We start from the raw sequence: 25,875 nt of genomic DNA, 5'->3' as shown, positions 1-25,875 counted from the left end.
GAAAGGCGGCTCAGCTCGCGGCGCTGTCCGATGGCGCCGTCGCGGTGACAGCCAGCCAGTGGCGCGCCAATTCGGAGGCGGCGTCTTCGTCGGCGACGATTTCGTAAGGATAGGGTTGCGTTCCGGCTTCCAGCGCCTTCGCCGCACGCTCCTGATAGCCTTGCCGCAAGTGGGAATCCGGCTCGACCCGGATCGCGCCAAGGCAATATTCACGCGCCAGATCGAGCGTGCCCATGCTCCATTCGACATAGGCCTTCATGAACGCCGGCGAGTGACGCGGCAGTTCCGCGCCGGCCATCAACAGCACGAACGGCTCGCGTGGTTCGTAAAGCGCGGCAAGGCAGGCGATATGGCCCTGCGCCTCGTGATCGGCGACTTCATCCGGCATCACCAGCCGTGCGATCGGCCATTCGCGAGTATTGATAAAGGAATTCATGGCGTGTCTCCGCAAGTATGGTGGGTTCTTGCAGGTGATAACCGTTCTCAATAAGCCGCCTCTACCCGACGCGGATTGGATGATGGCCGGATCGGTTCGTACGGCTGAAGCGCACAGGCAAAGCCACAGGCGCTCTCACTTGCGCCGCTTCAGCGCGGATGGGGCGATCCCGAACTGCTTGCGGAAGGCCGCCGCGAAGTGGCTGGCGTTCGTGTAGCCCAAATCGCTGGCCACGAGCATCACCGGCGTGTCCGCCTCCAACCGGCGGCGCGCCTCCCCCATGCGTTCGCGCTGGAACAGGCCATAGACGCTTTCATCGAACATTCGCCGGAAACCCCGCTTGACCTTCATGATCGGAAGGCCGGTTTCCGCAGCGAGCATGGCGATGGTCGGGGCTTGGGTAAGATCGGCCAAAAGCATGTCACGCGCCCGGCGCAGCTTGCGCATCTCGTCCAGGCTGAAATCCTCGGCAACGCGCTCCTCGCCGAACGCTTCCATCGCCAGGCTGGCAAGCACCAGAGCCTGCCCCTGCATCCAGAGCCGCGAATGGCCGGCCAGCAAGTCGTCCCCGCGCATGCGCGCTTTCTGAAGCGCCCGGACCATGGCCTGGGCCGTGGCGCTCAATTCCGCCGCCGCCTGCCCCTGGAGGTAACACCGCCCCGATTCCAACTCCTTGCGTAAAGCGTCCGGCATGTCGGGCGCGAGGTTTGCCAGAAGCCCGGGATCGATCGAAACGAACAGGCTTTCCAATCGCCCGGCATAGCTCGTCTGCCCCCGACAATCGGGCGTATGGCTGATGCAACTCATGCCGCCGTCGAGTTGGTAGGTCCGGTTCTGTCGCTGATCGAGCGTAGAGAATTGCGACTTGCCCGCCAGCGCACACGAGAAATTGATGCGGTGCCAGTCGTCGTGGACATCGAACGTGATCGGGCTGGCCAGATCGCCTTCCCACACCATCAGGTCGATGCCCTGCTGCAGTTCCACCCGGGAAAACGTGCCCGCGCCATCCATCCTGTCTTCCCCGATCAGGGACGAGATCGGGGTTTGCACGATGCGCGAAGCCGGGGTGGTGAACATGGGTCTGGTGCTCCTTGCGGATCCGATGCGGGTATAAACAAATCCGCTCCGGGCAGATTTGCAATTGATAATCATTATTAGTTAACCGCCTCGACAGTGCTTGTCGAGTCAATCTCGGCGCTTCCGGCAGACGCAAACACCTCTTCCCATGAGGTTTTTGCCGCGCGGGCAAGGCGCCTTGGGGGCAAACGATTTACAAGGAGATGTTGAGAATGTGCCGCCCGCGTATCCGGGGAAGCCGGTCTTCGCTATTGGCCGCCACGCAGTCCGGCTCGGCCGCCGTGATGCTGCTCGCCACGACCGCCTTGGTCCCCGTCACCGCTTTTGCGCAGGAACAGGCTGCCGAAAGCAACCATGATCGCAGTGCGATCACCGTGACCGGTCTGCGCGACAAGGACGAGGCGATCGACCTTGGCGCCAAGGAGATTCAGCGCCGCGACACCAGCAACATGGGCGATCTGGTGGAGAGCATCTCGGGCCTTTACCTCAACAGCCTCTATTCGCGGCCCGATGTGGCAGTAGGCATCCAAGGTATTGCCGGGCAGAACCGCATCACCCAGCAGATCGAGGGCATCAGCCAGAGCTTCAGCGCCTTTTCCGCGAACGTGGCGCAGACCGGATCGATCTTCATCGACCCGATGCTGCTGGCGGGCATCGACGTGACGCGCGGCGGCTCTGTGGGCACCGGCACGCTCGGCGGCCTCGGCGCCTCGGTCAACTTCCGCTACATGGACGTGGACGACGTGGTGAAGCCGGGGCGCAGCATCGGCGGCGTGGCGCGTCTGTCCACCGGCGTCGGCGGCCGCCTCGGCAATGGCCAGCGTCCGGCGGGCTCGGCGTTCCTCGCAGGGCGCACCGGCGGCTTCGAGTGGCTGGCGGGCGGCGCCTATTCCGACAACGACGATTACCGCGTCGGCAGCGGCTTCGACACCGACGCGATGCAGAACAACTTCCACGCCAACAACATGACGTTCTTCAGGGACGGGGGCAGCACCGGGCTCCCCGAAGGCGATTGCCGTTATCAGAAGATCATCGGCATCTATGGCGGGGCATACTCGGGCTTCGAGAATTGCCAGCTTACCGCCCAGAACCTGAAAGAACTGAAGCAGGCCGCGAAATCGAGTGCGCTGGAAGGCACGAAGAAGCGCACCTATTCGGGCATCCTGCGTCTGCGCTACGATTTCGGTGACGATCACAACCAGAAGCTGGACCTGTTCGCCGTCACCAGCGGTGCGCGCTATTTCACCGAGCAGGCGCCGCGGATCATGGTGCCGACGAATGACGATGGCAGCAACGGCACCGCCTATTGGGGCGACGATCCATGGACCGTGCGCACGCGCATGAGCAATACAGTGGCAAGCCTGAAGTACAGCGGGGAATTCTCGCAGATATTCAATCCCACGGTACAGGGCTATTACGAGAACCAGCGTCGCAAACAGAACTGGCTGGGCACGATGGGCTCGATGGCCATGAACCAGCCGCTTCACTATGACGTGAAGAACGAATCCTTCGGCATCAAGCTGGACAACACCACCCACTTCTCGACCGCGTTCACCGGACCGATGCGCTTCGACATCGGCGTCGATCTGCGCCGCATGAACAAGACCGTCGATAGCCTGTCCGAACAGGAATATTATGCCAACTATCTAAAGACCAGCTTCGGGATCGACTATCCGGTACCCAAGTGGGACCCTGACTCACGCAACGACAGCGTCAGCGCTGCATTCTCGCTCAGCACCGAAGGGGACGGGCCTCTTCAGGTCACGGCGGGCGCAGGCTGGCAGCACATTAGGATGAGCGTCTATGATCCGCGCTACATGACCGGCAATCAGGCCAAGGCTGGTACGGACGACTTCCTGACGAAATATCTCTCGCTTCTTCAAAGCTACCAGGATCTCGGCCAATCTTACTCCGACGCCACCACTTCGGCACTGGCGGATCTGGATGGCTATTCCGATCAGTTCAGTATCGTCCCTGGCGCGGGTAGCTACCGCTATACGTCCGAAGATGAGCACCATGACTTCAATCTGAAATCCGCCCACCTGTCGGTTCAGTACACACTGGAAGGCAGTGGGCTGTCAGCGCACGCGCAGGTCAACTACAGCGAACGCGCGCCGACCAGCAATGAAATGTACATGGCCGGCGTCTACAACTTCCTGATCTTCACCGCCAATCCGGACCTGAAGCCGGAGAAGAACCTGTCGCTGCAACTGGGCGTCGATTATGCGCGGTCCGGCCTGTTCACCAGCTCGGACCGGCTGAAGGCGAGCGTGCTGTTTTACCGCAATCGCATCACCGACTATATTGACTATGGCCCGATCATTGCGCCGGATTCTACCGTTTCCGATCCCTATGGAGATGCCGAAACCGGCGCGCACTTGCTCCAGCCAGCGGCTGGCGGCATGGCCGCCGTCAACGACCGCCTTCCGTTCATCCGGCAAGGGTTCGAGTTCAACCTCGATTACCATCAGCCGCTGTTCAACCTGCGCGGCAACCTGACCGTGCCGCTGCGCCACGATAACAAGATTTGCTCCTGGTACTCGCCCAGCGGCAGAGCTTATGGGACGAGTAGCGACGCAACCGGACTCGATACGATCTACACCAACCTCGGTCATGCCGGAGAGGTTTGCTATTCGGGCTGGAACTGGATGCAGACCAGCTTGATCCAGCCGATCACCAGCACGTTCACCGCCACGCTGACGCCGATGGGCGACAAGCTGGAATTGGGCGGCACCGCGCATTATCGCGGGCGGCAGCGCGCGGCCTACTGGTACAACTCGGCCATGCAGACGGACGTGAACCGCTATCTGTCCACCCAGCCGATCCCGGACGGCGACGGCTGGCTGGTGGCCAACCTGTTCCCCTCGGTGATGAAGTTCGACCTTTTCGCCAGTTACAAGGTCAACGACAACCTCAAGCTGGGCGTTTACGCGTCCAACATCACCAACCGCATGGACGCACAGCCGACCACCTTCGGCTACAACTTCTACCCGGGCCGCATGCTCAAAGCGAACCTGGAAGCGCGCTTCTGATTGATCTGATGGACGCTGGCTCTCTCTAAGGCCCGCCATCCAGAACCTCGTTTGCCGAGCCTTTCCGAGGCTCGGCAAACGACTGCGTACCGCCACCCCTGCATACTCACGATGCCCGAGGGATTCCCTCATGACCTTTCCCGCCCGAGCGCTGCGCAATACCCGGCCGATCTCCCGGCGTCCTCGTGTCGAACGCCAGGTTATCGCCCTGCTACGCGGTGAGGACACCACACTCATCAAACCCCGCTGCCTGGTGCAGCTAAGACACCTGGCAGACAGTCGGGGGATCACCGTACTTCCTCCTGGCGCGAATTACCTGAGCAATAGCGAACTGACGCTTCTGGCCTGGATTGCGGCGGCCCAACGCACTGCCTATCGTGCGCTTTTCCCGCCCGACCCGATCATCGCTTCCCTCGTCGAAAGATGCGCTCTCCGGCTATGCAAGGACGGCCTCTTGCTCCAGCCTTTCTCGCTCTATTCCGGTTGGCTCAAGATGCATTCCCCGGCGTTCGGCACAGCCTCGTAGGCGATCACCGGCACTGCACCGATCGAACGGCCAGTAAGCAGCGATGAACCGCGAATTATCCAGCAACGCGCCGTCCACGACGATCAATGAAATTGGAAAGCCGATGACCTTGCGCGATATGCTGTTCCGAGAATTGCAATGCGCCGGCCCAACGAACAACGCATTTGCGTTTGATTGTCATTATCATTAACGGCATTCGTGTGCGGTCCAATTCCATTTCCCTGTTTCGCCTCCTGGTCGCGGAGCGCTCGGCGCTGCTGAGATATCTGCGATCCCTGGTCGGCAGCGACGAGGCGGAAGATGTTGCCCAAGCGCTTTATCTGAAGATCCGGGCGATCGACGATCACCGCCCGATCGCCAACAAGCGCGCATTTCTCTACCGCATGGCGCACAATGTAGCGGTAGACGCATTCCGGTCGGCCAAAAGCCGGGCGAGCCGCTTTTCCTCGGAAGAAGACATTCTGGCGCAAGCGCCTTTCCCTGCGCCTTCGGCCGAGACCGTGCTTCTGGATCGAGAAGCCCTCGCCCGCCTTACCGCCGCCTTGTCCGAGCTGTCGCCTCGCTGCCAGGAGATCGTTCGGATGCACAGGGTCGAAGGTATCCCGATGGGAGAAGTGGCTGAAAAACTGGGCATCAGCCGGCAGATGGTAGGGCGTTACGTCGCGCAGGCGATGACGCATTGCCATGCGCGGATGGAAGACGAAAACTGGATACCCCCGGTTTCGGATCGCAACGACAATCCGTCAGACAATGGGCACAATGCAGACCAAGGGACAGAAAAGTGACATCGCCGATGGATCCCACGCCTCCGGCTGAATCGATCATCACCCCCACCATCCGGGCAGAAGCCGCACGCTTGTTTGGAGAGCGTGCGGCCGGCGCGATGACTGGGAAGGATGAGGGGGACCTTTCCGTCTGGCTGAACCAGGATTCCCGGCACGCGCAGGCCTACGCCGAGATGGAACGCATCTGGATGGCGATCGATGGCTCGACCATGCCGCCGGCGCCTGCGGCGAATGATCCGGCGTCGCTGCCGAAGATACGCCCGAGTACAACAGGCGGCATCCGCGCAGTGAAGCAAAAGCCGGCTTCCACGCACCATCGGCGGGGGCGAAAGTCTCTGGGGCGGACTGCGTTGGCGGCCTGCCTCTTGATCGCCGTGTTTGCGCAATCCGGCGTGATCTTCACGCGCCTGCGCGCAGATGCCGTCACCGGCGTAGGCGTGCAGCGCAATGTCACCCTGCCGGACGGGTCCCAAGCATTTCTCAATACCGACAGCGCCATCGCCATCGACTATGACGCTGGGCGGCAGGTCCGTCTGCTGCGGGGAGAAGCTGCTTTCACCGTGGCCCCGGCCGCCGGCAAACCTTTCGTCGTGGCCGTGGGGGACGGTACGGTTACGGCGCTCGGCACCCGCTTCGTCGTCCGCATGGCAAGCGACGAAACGAGTGTTGCCGTTACCGAGCACAGCGTGCGCGTCCATCAGCCGAACGTAGGCGACCGGCTTATCCGGGAAGGCGAGGAGGTCGATTTCGGCCCGCACGGTATCGGCGCGCCCGAACGGGTAAGCATCACCGAGGCCGACGCCTGGACGCGCGGGGTTATCCGGGTCGTCAACCGCCCCCTCGGTGAAGTCGTTCGGGAAATCGGACGTTATCATCCAGGATATATCACTGTGACGGGCGCGGCCCTTGCAGCACGCCCGGTCAACGGCGTCTTCCGCATCGACGATCCTGTCCACGCCATCGACGCCATGGAAAAGACGCTGGGGGTCCATTCTACCCGCCTTGGCAGCGCGGTTATCGTGCTTCACGATTGAAAATATAAAAAAATTCGTTCGCCCAGGTTTCGCATCCGGCGGCTCCTCCGTCTGATCATCTGAATATGCGTCGCAATAGCATTTGACGCATCGATGAAACCTAAGGGGGATCAATGACCATCGATTCACATCGCATGTGGCCGAGGCAGGCGCGCCGTTTCCGTGCTGCGACGCAGGCGCTCCTGCTCGCCTCGGTTTCGCTGGCCGGAATGGCGAGTACCACCTCCGCAGCAACGGCGCAGACGGGCCGCGCTTATGCGGTACCGGCGGGAACGCTTGCCAACGCCCTCAACGACTTTGCGGAGCAGAGCGGCGTCGAACTCGTTTACGACAGCGGCCTTGTCGCCGGGCGCGCCAGCCATGGGCTTAAAGGCAGCTACAGCCCCGCCGCAGCGTTAATGCACCTGCTTTCAGGCACCGGCCTCACCGCCCGACAGACCCAGCCGAACACCTATACCATTGAACGCGCGCCACAAGCTGCTGCAGGCGCAGTTCAACTCGATACGCTCCGCGTCGAAGGCACGGCCGCGCAGGGTGGATCGGGAAACGGGTCTAGCGGCGCCAATGGACGCGTCGCCGGTTGGGATGGAACCGCAGGCACGGTCTATTCGACGCCCGGCTCGGTCAGCGTCATCACCCGCGAAACCCTGGAGGCCTATCCCGGCACCTCTCCCGCCGACATGCTGCGCGGCACGACCGGCGTGATATCCGGCGAGGCACGTACCAGCGGCGGTCTCGACGTGAACATCCGCGGTCTTCAGGGGCAAGGCCGGGTCCCCGTCACGGTGGATGGCGCGATCAACGGCACCACCGTCTATCGCGGCTATCAAGGCACCAGCAATCGCAGTTTCGTGGACCCAGACTTCATCGGCCATGTCGCGATCGAGAAAGGTCCGTCGATGGGCAATGCCATTGCCGGCGGCATCGGCGGCTCGGTCAGCATGAGCACGATCACGGCCGACGACATACTTGCCGAGGGCGAGACCTTCGGACTGCGAATCAAGGCCTCACTCTCCAACAACACCACCGAGCCCGGTTCCGGCATGACACGCTCGCTACTGGCGCCCAAGTCGTACAATGGCGATACCCTGGCCGCGACACGAGAACGAAACCGCCCCGGCTTCCTCTCTCCAACGTCCGGTTCCGGCAGCCTGGTGTTCGCCCGAAAGAGCGATCTGGTGGACCTGGTGGCGGGCTATTCGTTCCGCCGCACCGGCAACTACCATGCGGGAACCAGCGGCAAGAACGTGCCCAAGGCCACCGGCACGCCGTCTCCCGATTGCATCGCCGGACCGGCCGACACGAGCCTGGCGGACCTGTGCCAGCGCGCCGTGCAGTTCTACGACGTCCATGGCAGCACGCCTTTCGTCGGCGGCGAGGAAGTGCTCAATACATCCACAGACACGGAATCCGTGCTCCTGAAAGCCACGATCCGCCCTGCGCCAGACCATGTGCTGGAACTGGGCTACGGCGGCTACTGGAGCACGTTCGGCGAAAACTATCCGGGCGGCATCAGCCAGACCGGTACGGTCATGCAAAGCTATCCGCTATCCCGCACCAGCCTCGACCGGTTTACCGCGCGCCATCGCTGGAACCCGGCGAGCGACCTCATCGACGTCAAGCTGAACGGCTGGGTCTCCAAGCTGAAAGAAAGTGCGACCTCACTGCTGCAGACCGACCAGACCCGGCGCTATGCCGATGGATGGGGCGTGGACCTTTCCAACGGCTCCCGCCTGCTGACGCCCATGGGCCTGCTTTCGGCAGACTACGGCGCATCCTACACGCATGAGAAAGCCGGTCCGCAGGACGGCTGGATCATGAACGGGTCGACCCCGCCGGGCCGCGAGGGAACGCGCGGCGAATGGAGCCTGTTCGGCCAGGCCAGCCTGGAACCGGCAATCTGGCTACGGTTGGACGGCGGCCTGCGCTACCAGCGCTATGACCTGAAGGACCGCCAGTCCGGCACAACCTACAACACCAGCATCCTCGATCGCAGCGAGGATGCCGTCAGCTTCTCGCTGGGCGCCACGGTCATGCCTATGGACGGCGTGCAGGTCTTCGCCAATTACAAGCAGGCCGCGCGCCTGCCCTCATTGATGGAAGCGACCACCAGCTTCTTCATGATCGCCAACCCCGATCTTCACAAGGAGGTCGCGCACGACTGGGAGGCTGGCGTCAACTTCAGCCGATCCGGCGTGATTGCGGGTGGCGATGAACTGGGTGCCAAGGTCACCTGGTTCGACAACGACATCGATGGCTATATCGCGCGCCGCTACATCAGTTCCGTCTTCGCGATGCAGATGTTCAACATCGATCGCGCCCAGTTCCGCGGCGTCGAAGGCAATCTCAGCTACCGGACCGGCGGCTTCAACCTCTCCGCAGGGGCGACCTATTACGACAAGATCGTGTTCTGCCGGGGCAGCGGGGCGGACTGCGTCGCCAGCTCGCTCGCCTCGGATTACGCCACCAACTACATCCCGCCGCGCTGGTCGGCCAATCTTTCCGTCAGCCAGAAGTTCCTGAACGAACGCGCCACCCTGGGCGGACGATTGACCTATACCGGCAAGCGCGCGGTCGGCGCAGAGACACCGCAGAGCGGCTATATGCCGCTGATCTCCGCCATACCGTGGGATCCCTATGTCCTGCTTGACCTGACCGGCCAGTTCAAGGTGACGGAAGCGCTCTCGATCGACTGGAGCATCGATAACGTCACCGACCGCTATTACACCGAAGCGATGAGCCTGGGGTACATCCCCGCTCCGGGCCGCACGCTGCGCATAGGGCTCACCGGCAAGATCGGATCGAAGACGCCCCTTTGGCCGGCGAACTGGTTTGGTCGGGACGGCAATGACGATGCCATCGACTGGACCGGCCCCTATATCGGCGCGCAGTTCGGCTACGGCATCGGAACCAGCAAGGGCACGGTAACAGACAGTGCTGGCAATCCCGCCGATATCGACAACGACAGCCGTATCCACCAGAAGCTGCGCAACGTGCTGGGCGGGCTTCACGCGGGCTACAACTACCAGCTCCCGAACAATTTCGTGCTGGGCCTGGAAGCGGATATTTCCGCCGGCGACATGGGTGGCTGGTCGGGCGTGCTCGTTTCGGAGGAAAGCACCGAAACCGAACGACTGCGCGCGAACAACGTGCTCGAATCCGATACGCGATACAATTGGGACCGCCTGATGACCCTGCGGGGTCGGCTTGGCTATTCGCTCGGCCGGACGCTCGTTTTCGGAACCGCGGGCGCCGCCTGGCTGCGCGAAACGCAGACGCGCAATCAGTATCGCTCCGCCGAGTCCGGCAATCGCGGCATCGGCTCTTCGCTGGCACACTTCTTCGAGGAGAAGGATCGCAAGAACCGCGCCGGTGTCACGCTTGGCGGTGGTATCGAACGTGCCATCGGCGAACACTGGTCGCTGCGCGCCGAGTACGGATATTCGCGCTTCAAGCGCAAGACCTTCCAGTTCGACAAGGCGCGCGAAGGTGTCGGCCTGGCATACAGCGATTTCGACTACGGCTGGAATGATGACGGGTCGGTCTGGTTCGAGACCGTGGAAGGGCCCGGCACCTCCAACACCATCACCGGCCGCAAGGTTCGCAGCGATGCCGAGCTTCACAATCTGCGCCTCGGCGTCAGCTATCGCTTCTGATCGAAAGGACCATTCCCATGGACGCCCACACCCAGGAGCCGTCGCGCGCCAAGCGGCTCAAGGCGGCAACCCGCGAAACCCATGACCGGCTCGACCGCTCAATCATGGAGGCCGCATCGTTTGCCGACCTCGAAGGCTATGCACGCTTCGCGACCATGCAGTACCGCTTTCACCAGGATATCGACGCACTCTACGGCGCACCCGCGTTGCAGGCGCTCCTCCCCGGCCTTGCCGAACGGCGACGCCTCAGCCTGATCGCGGCGGATCTTGCCGATCTCGGCGTCGCCCTGCCCACCGAGGATGCCTCGCGCGCGTTCCCGCCGAACATCGAACCCGACATGCCGACCGCGCTCGGCTGGCTCTACGTCGCCGAAGGTTCCAACATGGGCGCCGCGCTGCTGCGCAAGGAAGCGGCAAAACTGGGACTTTCCGATGAACGCGGCGCACGGCACCTCGCCCCCGCCGATGAAGGCCCTGCGGCACATTGGCGCACCTTCACCGCAGCGCTCGATGCGATCAATCTCTCTCCCGAGGAAGAAGCGCGCACGGCGGCAGGCGCCAACACCGCTTTCGCCCGCGTTCAGGCCCTTGCCAATGCCAGCTTCGGCTGATGTCGCAACGGTGCTCCCCGGCGCTCGCACGCGCCTGGGACGCACCGCGTGGCTGGTAACCGGAGTTGCGCTCGTTCTCGTGGGAATGGTGGGGCTATTCGTTCCGCTACTCCCCACGACCGATTTCCTGATCTTGGCACTCGCATGCTTTGCCCGCTCCTCTCCTCGTCTGGAACACTGGCTGCTCACCCATCCCCGCTTCGGGCCGAGCCTGCAGGCCTGGCGAGCAGAGCGGGCCATCCCGCGCCACGCCAAGATCGCTGCCTGCGCGGGCATGAGTTTAGGCTATGCCTGGTTCTGGCTATTGGTCCGCCCCGGCGCGCTGCCGGCTGCCGCAGTAGGCTTCACGCTTGCCGTTTGCGGTCTGTGGATCGCACGTCGCCCCCGCCCCAGCGCGGAAGCCGTACCATCCGACAACGCCGCCATGCGGTTCAGCGATGCCTCTGTCGGTTGGCGAACGCGATCCTTCGGGCTGGGCGGAACGGCGGCGATTGTCGTTGCCGGGCTGGCACTAGCCACATTCGCCTGGCACGCCAGCCCTGTTGCCACTGCCCAGTCCGCACCGGCCTTGGTCGCGTTCGCGCCTTCGGCCGCTCCGCCCGAACCGGATCGGCAGGTGCCGGATGGGCCGGCCAAAGTCGAAGCGGCGAAAAGCAAACCGCGGGAGCATGAGGCCCCAAAGCTGGAAATGCCCGAGATTGCGGTACCGAACGCTTCGACGCCAGCACCGATGGAACAAACGCAATCCACCAAGGCAGTCGAACAGACCACCGCTCCCAAAACGCTTCCAGCGCCGCCTGCAAATCGTCTGTCGAGCGATGCCGAAGCGACGTGGGAAGCGCTGATCCTGGCCCATCTTGAGAAATATCGCCGCTATCCTCCCACTGCCCGCTCCCGGCGAGAGGAAGGCACTGTCTACGTCCGGTTTTCGGTCGACCGGCAGGGGCTGGTTTCGTCCATGTCCATCTTGCGATCCTCAGGCTCAGCGGTGCTGGATAACGCCGCGCTGGCCACTATCCGCCGCGCGCAGCCCCTTCCCCCTGTTCCCAAGGGGCGGGCCGATCCCACCGAACTCAGTGTTCCGATCGCCTTTTTCCTCAATTGACGGAACACCACTGCCGCTTTGCGGGCAGTCCTTTCAAGAGCACGGGAAACGCTCGCCCGGCTAGGAGATCGAATTTGAACTACAGCAGCCGATCTCTACGACGCCGCCCCCGGATCGAACGGCGCGTGTTGGCGATCCTACGCGGCGAGGACGATCCGCTTCTGAACGGCAACCCCGACAACGCCTTCGTACGTCTCAACCATCTCGCTCGCCGCAAGGGGCTCGTCATCCATGCAGCCGACAACGGCTACCTCGGCGATGACGAGCTTTCTCTGCTATCCTGGCTTGCCGCTTCTCAGCGTGCCTCCGCACAGCACTTACGCCCCGCCGACCATTGCCTCGCCGCGGTCATCCGTCGCTGCGCCGACTTGCTCGACGACGCCGGCGTACGGCTTTATCCGCTGTCGCTGTACTGGCACAGGTTGCAACCTGCGATCTCAACACACCCTCAATCGAATGCCGAGAGAGCCCGATATCTATGCTCGTGAAGGAACTGACTGCGAAGAAAGCGATCGTAATCGGCGCAACTTCCGGCATCGGCAGAGCGCTCGCCATCAATCTTTCCCGGCAGGGCTACTCCGTTGGCGTAGCGGGACGCCGGCAAGCTATGTTGGAGACTCTCGTCGATGAACTCCATGGAGCCTCTTACTATGAAGTTATTGACGTAACGGACACAGCGTCGCTTCTGAACGGCTTGGGAGCGCTGGTCGAACGGCTAGGCGGCCTCGACCTGCTCGTGATCAGCGCCGGAATAGGCCATATCAATCCGAATCTGGATTGGGATCTGGAACGCGACACTATCGCCGTCAACGTCGCAGGGTTCGCGGCGGCCGCAAACTTCGGGATGCGGCATTTCGTGAAACAGCATTCAGGGCACCTCGTTGGCATCTCATCCGTTGCGGCCATTCGCGGAGGCGGCGCCACGCCGGCATACAATGCGTCGAAGGCTTTCGCTTCAAACTACCTTGAAGGATTGCGGCAGAATGCCGCCCACAAGAAAATGCCGATTACGATCACGGACGTAAAACCGGGGTTTGTGAACACTTCCATGGCAAAAGGGAACGGTTTGTTCTGGGTGGCTTCCGCCGATAAAGCCGCCGATCAAATCTGCCGTGCCATTCGGTTTCGGAAATCCCACGTTTATGTCACGCGTCGTTGGAGACTGGTGGGCTGGCTTTTGAAGAGTCTGCCTGGCGGTATCTATGCTCGGATCTAAAATAGAGATTTTTAGCCGGATGTTCGCTCCATCGGCCGACCCTACATAGTTATGGAAAATATTTTTCGCGATATGTGAGGGGTTTTTCCGAACCGATCCTCTTCCTGCCTAGCAACAGGTGGAGGTTTCATGTTCTCGCTTTCGCGTACTTCGATATGGATGCTTGGAACGGGCATTGCGGCAATCGTCGCGCCCGTGGCCGTTGAGGCACGGACGGCATCGATCGACGTACCCGCCCAGCCCGCCGCATCGGGCATCCAGAGTTTCGCGCGCCAGGCCGGCGTGCAGGTGCTGGTGGAAAAGCAGCTGACGCGCGGCAAGCGCACCAATGCGGTGAAGGGCAATCTGGACATTGACGAGGCGCTGGGCCGGCTGCTGCGCGGCACCGGGCTGGAGGTGATCTCGATCGACGGCACCGTGATCACGCTGGGGCACCGCGAGAACACGGCGGACACCGCACCGCTGCACGGCAGCGCGATCGTGGTTGAAGCCAAGCGCGCCCAGTCGCGCATGACGCGCAAGGCCACCGCCGTGGTCGATACCGTGCGGTTCGACGATGTGGCGACCCTGGCCGGCGGCGACGGTTCGGTGGTGGAACAGCTTGTCACCCTGCCCGGCGTGACCGGCATCGAGGAAGGCGATACCCCGCGCTTCATCTCGATCCGCGGCATATCCGCCGACCTCAACGCCACCACCATCGATGGCCTGTCGATCGCCTCGATCGGGTCGGACGGTGACGGATCGCGACAGGTAAACCTTCAACTCCTGCCCTCGAACATGAGCGCGGGAAACGAAGTCTACAAAAGCTTCACGCCGGAACTTCCGGGTGACGCGATTGGCGGTGTGGTCAATGTCGCCACGCGCAGCGCCTTCGATCATGACGGCGTCTACAAGGTGATCGACCTGAACGGCATCTATTCGACCTACCGGGGCCCCGCGCACATCAACGACATCACCGGATCCGGCGCGCACTGGGGCCAGGGCGTGAAAGGGGTGATCAGCAACCGCTTCGGCCCTGGCGGCCAGTTCGGCATCGTGCTCTCGGGCGAATACCAGAAGCGCATCCGCAACTCCGCCAAGTTCTGGCAGGGCACGAAGTATTACTTCAGCGATGCCGGCAAGAAGCTGGTGGGCCCGGAAGATCCCAACTGGAACGGGCTGATCGTCCCTTACGACCAGCAATATGCCAGCTATACCAACACCCTACGGTCATACGGCGGATCGGCAAAGCTGGAATGGCAGTCGCCCGACGACAGCCTCTATGCCTCGATCATGGGCTTCGGGCGTCGTCGCTACGAAGATTCCACCATGAACAAGCAGGACTACTACACCAAGAGCGCAGTCTACGACCAGACCGAGGACGGCGGCCGCCAGCAGATCAACTCTATCTACACGCGTTATCGCCATGACAACTGGAACCGTGGGCTGTTTGGCGTGATCGGCGACTTGTCGTGGAAAGCGGGCCAGGGCGTGCTGGAAATCCGCGGCGGCTACAACAAGGCGCTTTACGACAACCACCAGTATTCGATCGTGGCACGCGCCTATCCCAAGTCCGCCTATCTGACTTACGCATCGAACGGCGGGATCGCCAACCTGCCCTACATCACCTCGCTCAGCGATGCGAGCGTGCTGGATCCCACCAAGACGGCCTATGCCCTCAGCACCGCTTACGACATGTTTCGCGTGGCGCGGGAGGACATGGGCAATGCCCGCGTCGACTATACGTGGAACGCGGACGAGGACGATCGCGGCATGGGCTTCGCAGTGGGCGCGGAATGGCGCAACCTGATCCTGCGCCGCAACCTGGACGAGACCGAGTACAAGACCGGCATGGACATGACGAACTATCTGTTCACGCCGGACTATACCGCGCTGGGCGCGATCGGGCCGATGCCGTGGATCAGCGATACCTTCGTGGACAAGATGGCCGACCTGACGGTGGACACCGCCAATTCCACCTATGACAGCCTGATCTCCGACTATCGCTACAACGAAACGACGCTGACTCCTTACGCGGCATTGCACTACCGCACGGACAAGCTGGCGCTGGTCTGGGGCGTGCGCTTCGATCACACGCGCTTCACGGCGGATACGCCCTATGTCTCCGACGGGGCGATCGACGGGATGACGCGCAATCGCGGCGGTTACGACTTCGCGCTGCCCTCGCTTTCGGCCGAATACAAGCTGGCGAAGCGCAGCGTGGTCAGCGGATCGATCAGCCGCACCATCGGCCGCCCCACCCCCGGCGACGTGGCGCAGGCACGCAGCGTCAGCTGCGGTGAGACCGACGATGGCGGCGAAGGCTGCACGATCAGCCAGGGCAACCCCGACCTGAAGCCGCGCCGCGCCACCAACCTGGACTTCACGTTCACGCAGGGCTTCAACGGCAGCAAGGGCCTGTTCGGCGTCAGCGCTTTCGCCAAGTGGATCGCGGACGATATCTACGACCTGACCAGCTATACCACGGTGGACGATACCACTTACAAGATCAGCCAGCCGCTGAACGCCTCCGGCTCGCGCATCTTCGGTATCGAGGGGCGGATCGAGAACAAGGGTATCCGTTTCGCCGGCCAGAAGTTCGACCTGTTCGCCAACGTGACCTGGATGAAGGGCCGCATGGACGTAGAGAGCGACAGCGGCACCCGCCGCATCGATCGCATGCTCTACCAGCCCGAAATCCTCGCCAATGCGGGCATGACCTGGCACACGCCGTTCCTGAAGAGCGCCTTGACCGCGCGCTACAACTATCGCGGCAAGTATCTGGAAACCGTGGGCGCATCGCCGTGGCTGGACGAAGGCCGCGCGGGATACGGCACGCTGGATCTCAGCCTGACGCAGAAGGTCACTTCCTTCGCGACGCTCAAGTACGAATTCTACAACGTGCTGGGTGAGAAGCCGAAGTGGCTGATGGGCGACAAGCTGCAGTACTACACCGAAGTGGACGACTATGGCCGCACCGCCTTCATCCACCTGATCATCCGCTGATCGCCTTCGAGCGAACCTGCCTGAAAGAAATCTGTCTGAAAGCGTCGCTAGTGCGGTGCTTTCAGACAGATACCAATTGGAAAGCCCCTCCATGCGCCCCTTCGATCGCCGCCACGCCCTCCAACTGCTCGGCGCCGGTGGCGTCGGCCTGATCGGGGGCCTTCCCTTCGCCGCCTTTGCGCAGGATGGCGCCTATCCGCGCAATCTGCTGGCCGATCCCAAGTTCGGCACCGATCCCTTCACTCTGGGCGTCGCTTCGGGCGATCCCGCCAGCGACGGCTTCGTGATCTGGACCCGCCTGGCCCCGCACCCGCTGGAACCTTATGGCGGCATGGCGCTGAAGCCGGTCGCGGTCGCCTGGGAAGTGGCGGAGGACGAGCATTTCGGCACTGTCGCCGCCAAGGGAGAGGCGCTGGCCCATCCCGAGCTGGCCCACTCCGTCCACGTAGAGGTTGCCGGGCTGAAGCCCGACCGGCCCTACTGGTATCGCTTCCATGTCGGTGGGGAGAACAGCATGGTCGGCCGCAGTCGCACGCTGCCGGCCGCCGGCGCCAAGGTCCAGCGGCTGCGCTTTGCGGCGGCGGGCTGCCAGCACTACGAACAGGGGCTCTACACCGCCTGGCGCCACATCGCCGAGGAGCCGGTGGACTTCGTGTTCCACTATGGCGACTACATCTACGAAGGCGCGGACCACGGCGAAGGGCCGCTGAAGGTCAACGGCCACAGTTATGACGGGATGCGCCGGCACGTCGGCGGCGAGATCTACACGCTGGACGACTATCGCCGCCGCTACGCGCTCTACAAGTCCGATGCCGACCTCAAGGCCGCACACGCCTCCGCCCCGTTCTGGATGAGCTTCGACGATCACGAGGTGGACAACAACTGGGCCAGCGACTTCGATCAGGACGGCACCCCGCCCGAAGTCTTCCTGTTCCGCCGCGCGATGGCGATGCAGGCCTATTACGAGCACATGCCGCTGCGCCGCGCCTCCATGCCGCAGGGCAGCCACATGCGCATGTATCGCGGCGCGCGCTATGGCGACCTGATGAGCGCCTTCGTGCTCGACACCCGCCAGTACCGCGCCGACCAGCTTTATGGCGATACGCTGGCGGCTCTCGGCCCAGAGGCATTTGCGGAGCGCAGCATCATGGGCGCGGCGCAGGAACAGTGGCTCTACGACGGGCTTGGCGCGTCGGACACGCGCTGGAACCTGATCGCGCATCAGGTCATGGTGATGAACCTCAACCAGAAGAAGCAGCCGGTAAAGAAGGGCGCGGATAAGGGCGCGACCTACTCTATGGACCAATGGCCCGGCTACATGGCCAACCGCCGCCGCCTGCTGGACTGCATCGAGAAGCGCTGCCCCGGCAATGTCGTCAACGTCACGGGGGACGCCCACCGCCACTACGCCGGCGATCTGGTTCAGGATGCGGACGCACCGGGGGGGAACGGCAAGGTGATCTCCAGCGAGTTCCTGGCCACCTCGATCACCTCCGGCGCGGACGGCCAAGGCGATAGCGATGCCTACAGCCGCCAGGTCCGGGCCGACAATTCCTTCCTGAAGGCCACCACCGACCAGCGCGGATACCTGCTGTGCGACGTGACGCCGGGCGAATGGATCGGCGAACTGAAGGTGGTGGACAAGGTGAGCACGCCGGGCGGCAAGCTCTCCACGTACGCCCGCTTCGCGATCGAGAACGGCAAACCCGGCCTGCACCGCACCTGATCCCGCGAGGCCGGTCGGCCCGAACGGCTGGTCCGGCCCTCACCCGCGTCGCCCCCGCGAAGGCGGGAGCCTCGCTTGTTCTTTCAGCCACAACCCAAACGCCGGACCGCCATCGGAAGCGGCCCGGCGTTTGGGCATGGATCAGAAAATCGCGGCCTTCACGCCCAGCATGAAGCGCGGGCCGTAGTATTCGACCTGCAGCGGCCGCTGGTTGTTGCCCAGATAGTAGTTCAGCTTCTGGTCCGTGAGGTTGCTCGCCTCTCCGAACAGGGTGACGCTGTCCGTCACCTTCCAGTTCATCGTCAGGTCGAGACTGGTATAGGCACCGTAGTAGCTGTCGCTGTCCGCATCCGATCCGTATTCCTCGATGTATGCCCCCTTGTAGTTCATCGCCAGGCGGGCGGAGAAACGGCCGTCATCGTAGTAGACCGCCACGTTGGCGAGGTTGTTGGCCTGGCGCGGCACCCGCACCTCGCGCCCGTCGGGGAGCGTGAAGCTGGAGCGGATCAGCGTGTAGTTGGCATTGACGCCCAGGTTGGAGAGCAGACCGGGCAGGAAGCTAAGCCGGCGCTGCACGTTGAATTCGAAGCCATAGAGGTCGCCCGTGGCGCCGTTGCCCGGTGTCAGGAAGGTCACGCCCTCGATCCCGCGATAGGTGCCGACGCGGCGGGTGTCGTAGATCGGGTTCGAGATGCGCTTGTAGAACGCACCGGCAGAGATCACGCCGTCGTTGCCGAAGTAGTGCTCCACCATCAGGTCGCCGTTCCACGAATAGGTCGGCTTCAGGTCCGGATTGCCGCCCTGATATTCGAGGTCCGCCTCGCTGAACGCGCCGCCGGGGGCAAGGTCGCCGAAGTCCGGCCTTGCGAACGTGCGGGTCACGGCCGCTCGGACCTGCGTGTCGCCCATACGGTAGGTTGCATTGAGCGAGGGCAGCACCGAGAGGTAGTCGTTCGAACTGCGCGTCGGCTCCAGCGCGTCGTTGATCAGCACGTGGCCGTCCACGGTCGTCTTCGTGTATTCCAACCGCACGCCGCCGACGAGCGTGAAGTCCGGCGTGGGGTTCCAGGTGCCCATGGCATAACCCGCCGCCTGCTTTTCATAGAGCGTGAAGGTGCGGCCCAGCGCGCCGCCGTTTTCCATCGTCGCGCTCTCGCCCTCGTCCAGCACCAGATTGCCGCGATTGGCGAGATACCAGGCGACCAGATCCTTCTCGCTGGCCACTTGTCCGAACTGGCGGGCGTAAGCCGAACCGATCGCCAGTTCGTCCAGATAGTCATTCCGGGTGGGCTGGTTCATCAGCGGGAACTGCGACAGTGTCGGCACCGGGCCTGCCGCCGGGTTCCAGGTGTAGAACAGATCGGAGAACGAGGCTTCGCGCTTCTTGTCGCGGTACTTGCCGCCCAGCTTGAAAGTCAGCGTGTCCCCAGCCGGCACCGTCAGGTTGCCCTGTAGCACGATGCGGTCGGTCTCCTTCACGCGGATCTTGTAGAGTTCCACGTTCGCCAGCGACATCTTTGCCGGGTCCATCGCGAAGTCGGACGGCAGGTGGTTGCTGATCGCATCGGCCGGATCGGTGCCGCCATCGACGGTGTTGTAGGCGTAATCGCCCGATCCGCGATCCTCCAGCCCCTGATAGCCGACGTTGTTCTGGTCGAAGCGCACCACGAAGTAGCTGTGATCCTGCTTGTCCGGCGTGTTGCCGTAACGGAACAGATTCTCGTAGTGTGACACCTTCCAGTCGAACTTCGCGCCATCCCCCAGCAGGCCGCCCAGCATGTGTTCGCCGCCCACTTCGCCGCCCGAAAGCTGGGTGATCAGGGTGTTGAAGATGCTCTGCTGCTCGATCCGGTCCTTGTCGAAGCGATAGCGGTGCTTGTAGTGCGTCTCGTCATCGTTCAGCGATCCGTAGATGCCGCGAGCATAGATCTTGCCGCCATCGTCCAGATCGTATTGCATCGCCGCGTTGATGCCGCTCGTCTCGCGCACGCCGGTATAGTCGCGCAGTTCCAGGCGGGTAATGCCCACGCCGTCCGCGCCGCGGCGCGGCTCGTAGTTGTCGGTTGCCCACTGGCGCTTGTAATATGTTCCCGAAAGAACGAAGCCGAAGCGGCCGATGCGATCGCCATAGACGCCGCTGGCCAGAAAGCCCGCCTTGCCCGATTTCTCTCCATAGTTGACGCCGCCGGTCAGTTGCAGCGTGCGCTTGTCCGGCGCCGTCTTGGTGATGAAGTTCACCGAACCGCCGATGGCATCGCCCTCCATATCCGGCGTCACCGCCTTGGAAACCACCACCTGATCGATCAGTTCGGACGGGAAGAAGTCGAACGCCGTGGCGCGGCTGGTGGTCTCTTCCTCCGCCGTCGGCAGGCGATCGCCGTTGATGAGCGTAGAGTTCCACTGCGACGGCAACCCGCGCACGGCGACGAAGCGGCCCTCGCCCTGATCGCGCTCGATGGCGACGCCGGGCAGGCGCTGCACGGCTTCGGCGGCGTTGCGATCGGGCAGGCGGCCGATGCCGTCCGAGCTGAGCACGTTGACGATGTTGTCCGCGCGGCGCTGCTGGGCGATGGACTTCATCTCACCCGCGACGATCGTGCCGGTGACGACGATCTCTGATCCGGATGCGCCTTCGGCAGCGGCTCCGGCCGGATCGGCAGCAACTTCGGTCGCAGCGGCATTGGCAGTGCCCGCGACGAGCATCGCGCCAAGGCTTGCCCCGACAGTGAGCGTGGACATGAAAACGAATCTGGACATTGCGCTTCCCCGATTACTGTGCCGGAACACTCTCGTTACCGGCCACTTCCCGGAGCGCTCCCTGACATGACTTGTGACGCAGCGACCAATTCATTGGATGCATCGCAGCAATAGACGCGAATTATTCTGCTTCAGAAAAACAAGAGAGCCCCGCCGAACCAAAGTCCGGCGGGGTTCCACACGAAATATTCTTGGAATAAAACTTATTTCATGCCCGCATTCTTCAGTCGCACCCGGAAATACCATGCTGACGCCGCCATCATCGTCAGGCACAGGGCGGCCGACGCGTAGGCCAGCCAGATGAAGAAGTGCAGCCAGTCCACCGCCACCCCCGGCACGTTGCGCAACAGGGTGAGGGCCACGCTGCCTGCATAGCCGGAGGCATCGGCCACGTAGATCAGGAAACCCGCCGTTCCCGCCCTTCGGCTGGCCGCCACCAGCCGGTCGAACAGCATGGCGTTGAACGGCGCGTATCCAAGATAGAGGCCAAGGCCGGACAGGATCATCCACGGCAGCGGTGCGATCCAGGAAAGCTGGAAGGCCAGCGTGGAAAGCCCGATCAGCAGCGCGCCCAGCATGACGATGGCGTGCACCGCCATCAGCGCGCGGCGATTGTCCCGCACCAGTACTAGGCTGGCGAGGATCAGCAGCGTCGCCGCCGCTATCGGCAGTTCGCTGGCGGTGAAGACTTCCGAAACGCCCGCGTAGCCAAGCTCGCTCCAGATCTCCGCTGCAAAGTTGTCGCGCAAGTCGCGCAGCGCGGTGAAGAGGACATAAGCTAGCACCAGCAAGGCGACGCCGGGGCCGTATTCCCGCAGGAAGGCGCGGCGGGCGGCGGCAGGCATCGGCGGACGGGCCATGCGCTCCGCCTCCTCCTCGGCACTAGGCGGCGGCAGTTGCGCCAGTCCGATCACCGCCACCAGCAGCAGCGGGAAGAAGACAAGACCGGTGGCGGCAGGCATCCAGAACTCGCCTACATGCAGCGTGGTCATCAGCCAGAGGCCGACCGACTTCACCACGCCGGAAGAGACGATGAAGCTGGCGCAGAGGATCGCCGCCAGCACTTCGCTGGTGCGCCGCCCTTCCAGATAGCCGAACACCAGCCCCCAGATCATGCCCAGCGGCAGCCCGTTCAGGAACAGCGCCAGCACTTTCCACTGGGTCGGCAGCACCGCGAACAGCAGCAGCGCCACCCATGAGAAGGCGACGAGCCCGACGATGGCGATGCCCCGGCGAGAGGCCGCCATTTCGGACACGACCTTGACGCCGATGAACTTCGAAAGCGCGTATCCGGCCACTTGCGCGATCACCAGCGCAATCTTGAAATCGACCAGCCCTTCCCAGCCGGGCACGTCGGCATAAGTTGCCGCCGTGAACGGCTTGCGGAAGGCGTACATCGAGAAATAGGCGGCGAAGCTGACCAGCCCGCCATAGAGCGCCAGCGCCCAGGGATGGCCATCGGCCAGCCATTCGCGCAAAGAGCGATGTCTGCGCGCGCCCTCCACGTCGGCAAGGTTCTCCGCCGCCAGCGTGTTCACGCGACCAACTCGCCCAGGAACAGCGCGGGGGCCGCGCCCGGCTTCGCGCCGCTGCGCAGCGCCTGTTCGATGGCGGCGACGGCAAGGTCCAGATCGGCCACGCTCTCGATCACGAAATCGGCGCCTGCCTCCACGAATGCGGCGATCACCGGCTGCATCAGCGATACGCGCTCGGCCCGGTCCAGCGCCGCGAACTGACCATGGGGCAGGCCCACGCCGTTGCCCGATCCGGCGAGGCCGACGGTCCACATCCCGGCGTGGCGGCCAGCCGCGATCCCCACCGGCGCATCGTCCACCGCCACGCAAGCGGCGGCGGGCCAGGCGCCCAACTCCACCATGGCCTTCCACAGCATCAGCGGCGCCGGGCGGCCCTGCGCGGTCTCCCCGGCGCAGACGATCACGTCAGGCGCGTAGCCTTGCTCTGCGGCGGCGGGAATGATGTCCGCCATCATCGTGCGGGTATAGCCGGTGGTCGATCCCACCTTGATGCCGCGCGCCCGCAAGCTGGCGGCTGCGCGCGCCGCGCCGGGTATCAGATCGCGGCACACGCCCGCGCATTCGCGCATCGCCGGCTCCAGCCGCACCATCAGCGCATCGACATCGGCCTCGGTCCAGTCCGCACCGTTGGCCTCGCGCCAGCGCGCGGCAATCTCCGGCTCGGACAGGATGGCGATCACATGCTCGCGCTTGGCCTGCCCCATGTAGCGGCGGATCACCGCCTCACCCACCGGCACGCCGGCCTGACCGAACACCTGCTCCATCGCCATGACCGGTGCGCGCGAACCGAAATCGACCATGGTTCCGGCCCAGTCGAACAAGACTGCGACAATCTTCGACATCATACCAACTCCTTGATGGGGGCATCGATCGCCGCGCCCACCACCCGCTCGCCGATGGCGAAGGCGGTGGACATGCCGGCGCCGCACGTCACCACCGTGACATGGACGCCATTGGCGACCTCTCGCGTGAACCAGTTCTGCCGGGGCGATGAGGCATAGACCCCCACCCAGCACTCCAGCGCCGGCGGTGCCTTGCCCAGCACGGCTTGGAATTCGTCCAGAATCAGGCGGTCGACCGCCTCGTGATGGAACGGATCGGGCGCATCGCCGTAATCGTGGCTGTCCCCGACGACGAGCGAACCGTCGGCCGATTGCGCAACGATCAGGTGCACCCCGGCGTCGAGCTGCGCCCCCTGCTCGACGCAAAGCTGTTCGATCAGGGCCTGCGCCTCGGGCAGCGCGGAATAGCCTTCGTAACGGGCGAGGCCGAGGTCGCTCATCACCGGACGCGGCAGGCGGTATCCAGGGGCGGCCAGACGCATCATCTGCAACTTGCAGCGCGTCACTTCGCGCTCAGCCATGACTTCGGGGAACAGGGCGTTAAGGTCGTCGCCCGGGCAGACGAAAATGCTTTCGGCGCGATATTCGCCGCCGCTCGTCACCACCCGGCCCTGCTCGCAGGCAATAACCGCCGCAGGTGCCGCGAAGGTCACGTTCATGTCACGCTCAAGCCACTGCGCGATCAGCGGCACTGCCTCGCGCGCTTCCACCCGCAATTCGTGCGGGCTGACCAGCGCCGCCTCGCTGGCAGTGAAGGGCGTTTCGGGATCGAGCGCACGCAGTTCGCGGTCCGAAAGCAGGCGGCACTGCTCGCCCATCTCGGTCCTCATGAAAGCCTCCAGCACGGCGGCGGAGGCGGCACGGCGCACGGGCAGGACAAGGCCGGTCTGCTGGATCGCGATCCCTGCACGCGGCGCCACTTCGGCCCATACGTCACGGGCGCGGCGGGCCAGCGGCCACATGTCGTGCCGCTCCTGCCCGGTCACGGTGACGAAGCCGAAATTGCGGATGCTGGCGCCGGTGGCGCGGGCATGGCGATCGATCACCACCACGCGCTTGCCCGCCCGCGCCGCCGCCAGCGCATGGGCCAGACCCACTATGCCGCGGCCAACCACCGCGACGTCGAAATTTCCAAGAATGCCTGACATGGCTCTGCTGTGACCGTCCTGTAACAATCGTGCGTCACAGGCGATGTGCGCCCGCCGCGCCATTCCGGCCAATGCATATCGGGAATGACGACTATAGACGGCGGCAACTCGACAGGGGCGCGGGGTAGAGAAAAGAGGGTTCGGTGAGCGTCAATTTCCTGCACTTGCGATCGTTCTACGCGGTCGCCTCCGAACGCAGCGTCAGCAAGGCGGCGCGGCGGCTGAACATTTCGCAGCCGACATTGTCCAAGCAGCTCAAGGCGCTGGAGGATCGCTACAAGGTCAAGCTGATCGAAGGCATGCGCCCGCCCCTCACCCTTACGACGGCAGGCCGCGCGCTCTACGAAAAGGCAGAGCGCCTGTTCGGCATCGCCGACGAAATCGGTGCGCTGCTGGGCGAAGATGACATCGATTCCGGCGCCCTGCTGCGCCTCGGCACCGACTCGCCGCCCTGCGCCGCCGAATTCATGGCCGCCTTCAAAGCCGCCGTGCCCAACGCCCACTTCCGCGTGACCATCGCCAATGCCATGCAGACCAACGAACTGCTGCTGAAGGCCCAGATCGACATCGGCATCATCTGCGAACCGCCGATCGAGAGCGACTACACCTACACCCCGCTCTACACCGACCGTCTGGTCGCGATCCTCCCCGCATCCTGGCCCGACGACGGGCTGGCTCGCCTACCACTGGCGCGGATCGGGGAGGAGGTCGTCCTGGTCCGCGAAGGCGCCTCGCGGACGCTGGCGGCAATGAACCGCCTGCTGGCCGAGGAGGGCCTCGCCCCGCGCCAGACGATGGAATTGCACACCCGCGAAATGATCCGCGAGGCGGTGGCGCAGGGGCTGGGCATGAGCCTGATGTTCGAAAAGGAATGCCCGCCGGACAGCCGCATCCGCATGGTGCCGCTGGAGACCGACTCTTCGCTGATCGAGGTGAAGGGCTATCTCGCCGTGCGCACGGAGCGCAGGCGCATGCCGCTGATCCGCCAGTCCATGGCGATCGCGCAGGAAATGTCGAGGCAAGGGCCGTCCCGGCAGGACAAAGCCGGGGCTTAGTTCCCAACCGCGTTTCAGCGGAGCGGGAATGTGCCGAAACCGCTGTAGAGCAGGCGATGTACGCCACGCGGCGGTGCCTTGCCGGCGAATCGCGCCCGCAGTCCGGTTCAACATCGAACGTTCTGCCAGAGTTGGCCCCAAGTTGTTCAACCTGGGCCGGTGTCGGCATCGCCCCGGTGGCGCCCCCATATTTTATCGCGATTTCAAAGATATCGTGGCCGATCTCCGGCCCGACATCCCCGGCCGGCCGCCAAGCCCGCCCGAAACCGTTTGACACCGACCGTCTCTTCCTATCAAAAAATACGCATCGTTGTTTATAACTTTGCACGAACGAAACAATCGGAGTGCC

Annotated in this window: 18 protein-coding genes; 12 read left to right on the top strand and 6 right to left on the bottom strand. The window is 63.6% G+C overall.

Annotation, left to right across the window (positions count from 1 at the left end):
* Positions 1–10 precede the first annotated feature (10 nt).
* Both WBP07_RS28450 and WBP07_RS28445 read right to left on the bottom strand, forming a co-directional pair.
* A complete protein-coding gene (locus WBP07_RS28450) occupies positions 11–436 on the bottom strand; it encodes a hypothetical protein (protein ID WP_395396594.1) in 426 nt (141 codons plus the stop codon).
* Between the two features lie 135 nt (positions 437–571).
* A complete protein-coding gene (locus WBP07_RS28445) occupies positions 572–1,513 on the bottom strand; it encodes a helix-turn-helix domain-containing protein (RefSeq protein WP_395396593.1) in 942 nt (313 codons plus the stop codon).
* A 212-nt stretch (positions 1,514–1,725) separates the two neighbouring features.
* Between WBP07_RS28445 and WBP07_RS28440 the strand changes: the two genes are divergently transcribed.
* The 11 genes from WBP07_RS28440 to WBP07_RS28390 all read left to right on the top strand — a co-directional run bounded on the left by WBP07_RS28440 (position 1,726) and on the right by WBP07_RS28390 (position 18,189).
* Positions 1,726–4,545 (top strand): TonB-dependent receptor domain-containing protein, encoded by a 2,820-nt coding sequence (locus WBP07_RS28440; protein ID WP_395396592.1) that lies wholly within the window; start codon positions 1,726–1,728, stop codon positions 4,543–4,545.
* A 130-nt stretch (positions 4,546–4,675) separates the two neighbouring features.
* On the top strand, positions 4,676–5,071 hold the full coding sequence (locus WBP07_RS28435) for a hypothetical protein (RefSeq protein WP_395396591.1): 396 nt from the start codon (positions 4,676–4,678) through the stop codon (positions 5,069–5,071).
* A gap of 170 nt (positions 5,072–5,241) precedes the next feature.
* On the top strand, positions 5,242–5,856 hold the full coding sequence (locus WBP07_RS28430) for an RNA polymerase sigma factor (protein WP_395396590.1): 615 nt from the start codon (positions 5,242–5,244) through the stop codon (positions 5,854–5,856).
* Positions 5,853–6,890: a FecR family protein gene (locus WBP07_RS28425; RefSeq protein ID WP_395396589.1), complete on the top strand. Its 1,038-nt coding sequence runs from the start codon at positions 5,853–5,855 to the stop codon at positions 6,888–6,890. The genes WBP07_RS28430 and WBP07_RS28425 overlap by 4 nt, the downstream gene beginning before the upstream one ends.
* Positions 6,891–7,003: 113 nt before the next feature.
* Complete coding sequence (locus tag WBP07_RS28420) at positions 7,004–10,546, top strand: TonB-dependent receptor domain-containing protein (RefSeq protein WP_395396588.1); 3,543 nt, start codon at positions 7,004–7,006, stop codon at positions 10,544–10,546.
* A 17-nt stretch (positions 10,547–10,563) separates the two neighbouring features.
* On the top strand, positions 10,564–11,157 hold the full coding sequence (locus WBP07_RS28415; RefSeq protein ID WP_395396587.1) for a biliverdin-producing heme oxygenase: 594 nt from the start codon (positions 10,564–10,566) through the stop codon (positions 11,155–11,157).
* Positions 11,141–12,262 carry a TonB family protein gene (locus WBP07_RS28410; protein WP_395396586.1) on the top strand — a complete coding sequence of 374 codons (1,122 nt, stop codon included), beginning with the start codon at positions 11,141–11,143 and terminating at the stop codon, positions 12,260–12,262. Before WBP07_RS28415 ends, WBP07_RS28410 begins: the two co-directional genes overlap by 17 nt.
* Before the next feature lie 74 nt (positions 12,263–12,336).
* The gene (locus tag WBP07_RS28405) at positions 12,337–12,750 is read left to right on the top strand and encodes a hypothetical protein (protein ID WP_395396585.1); all 414 of its coding nucleotides are present in this window, start codon (positions 12,337–12,339) and stop codon (positions 12,748–12,750) included.
* Complete coding sequence (locus WBP07_RS28400) at positions 12,747–13,478, top strand: SDR family NAD(P)-dependent oxidoreductase (protein ID WP_395396584.1); 732 nt, start codon at positions 12,747–12,749, stop codon at positions 13,476–13,478. The genes WBP07_RS28405 and WBP07_RS28400 overlap by 4 nt, the downstream gene beginning before the upstream one ends.
* A gap of 195 nt (positions 13,479–13,673) precedes the next feature.
* Complete coding sequence (locus tag WBP07_RS28395) at positions 13,674–16,463, top strand: TonB-dependent receptor (protein WP_395396583.1); 2,790 nt, start codon at positions 13,674–13,676, stop codon at positions 16,461–16,463.
* 91 nt (positions 16,464–16,554) lie between these two features.
* A complete protein-coding gene (locus WBP07_RS28390; RefSeq protein ID WP_395396582.1) occupies positions 16,555–18,189 on the top strand; it encodes an alkaline phosphatase D family protein in 1,635 nt (544 codons plus the stop codon).
* Between the two features lie 141 nt (positions 18,190–18,330).
* Here WBP07_RS28390 and WBP07_RS28385 read toward each other — a convergent pair whose 3' ends face one another.
* The 4 genes from WBP07_RS28385 to WBP07_RS28370 all read right to left on the bottom strand — a co-directional run bounded on the left by WBP07_RS28385 (position 18,331) and on the right by WBP07_RS28370 (position 24,471).
* Complete coding sequence (locus tag WBP07_RS28385) at positions 18,331–20,946, bottom strand: TonB-dependent receptor (protein ID WP_395396581.1); 2,616 nt, start codon at positions 20,944–20,946, stop codon at positions 18,331–18,333.
* 203 nt (positions 20,947–21,149) lie between these two features.
* Positions 21,150–22,484 (bottom strand): DUF5690 family protein, encoded by a 1,335-nt coding sequence (locus WBP07_RS28380; RefSeq protein WP_395396580.1) that lies wholly within the window; start codon positions 22,482–22,484, stop codon positions 21,150–21,152.
* The gene (gene phnX / locus WBP07_RS28375; RefSeq protein WP_395396579.1) at positions 22,481–23,326 is read right to left on the bottom strand and encodes a phosphonoacetaldehyde hydrolase; all 846 of its coding nucleotides are present in this window, start codon (positions 23,324–23,326) and stop codon (positions 22,481–22,483) included. Before phnX ends, WBP07_RS28380 begins: the two co-directional genes overlap by 4 nt.
* The gene (locus tag WBP07_RS28370) at positions 23,323–24,471 is read right to left on the bottom strand and encodes a TIGR03364 family FAD-dependent oxidoreductase (protein ID WP_395396578.1); all 1,149 of its coding nucleotides are present in this window, start codon (positions 24,469–24,471) and stop codon (positions 23,323–23,325) included. Before WBP07_RS28370 ends, phnX begins: the two co-directional genes overlap by 4 nt.
* 143 nt (positions 24,472–24,614) lie before the next feature.
* Here WBP07_RS28370 and WBP07_RS28365 point away from each other — a divergent pair, with 143 nt between their 5' ends.
* Positions 24,615–25,526 (top strand): LysR family transcriptional regulator, encoded by a 912-nt coding sequence (locus WBP07_RS28365; protein ID WP_395396577.1) that lies wholly within the window; start codon positions 24,615–24,617, stop codon positions 25,524–25,526.
* Positions 25,527–25,875 lie beyond the last annotated feature (349 nt).

The organism is Novosphingobium oxfordense (assembly GCF_044029435.1).
Classification (GTDB): domain Bacteria; phylum Pseudomonadota; class Alphaproteobacteria; order Sphingomonadales; family Sphingomonadaceae; genus Novosphingobium.
The sequence above is the reverse complement of the archived record's forward strand: the minus strand, read 5'-3'. Positions and strand labels throughout refer to the sequence as shown.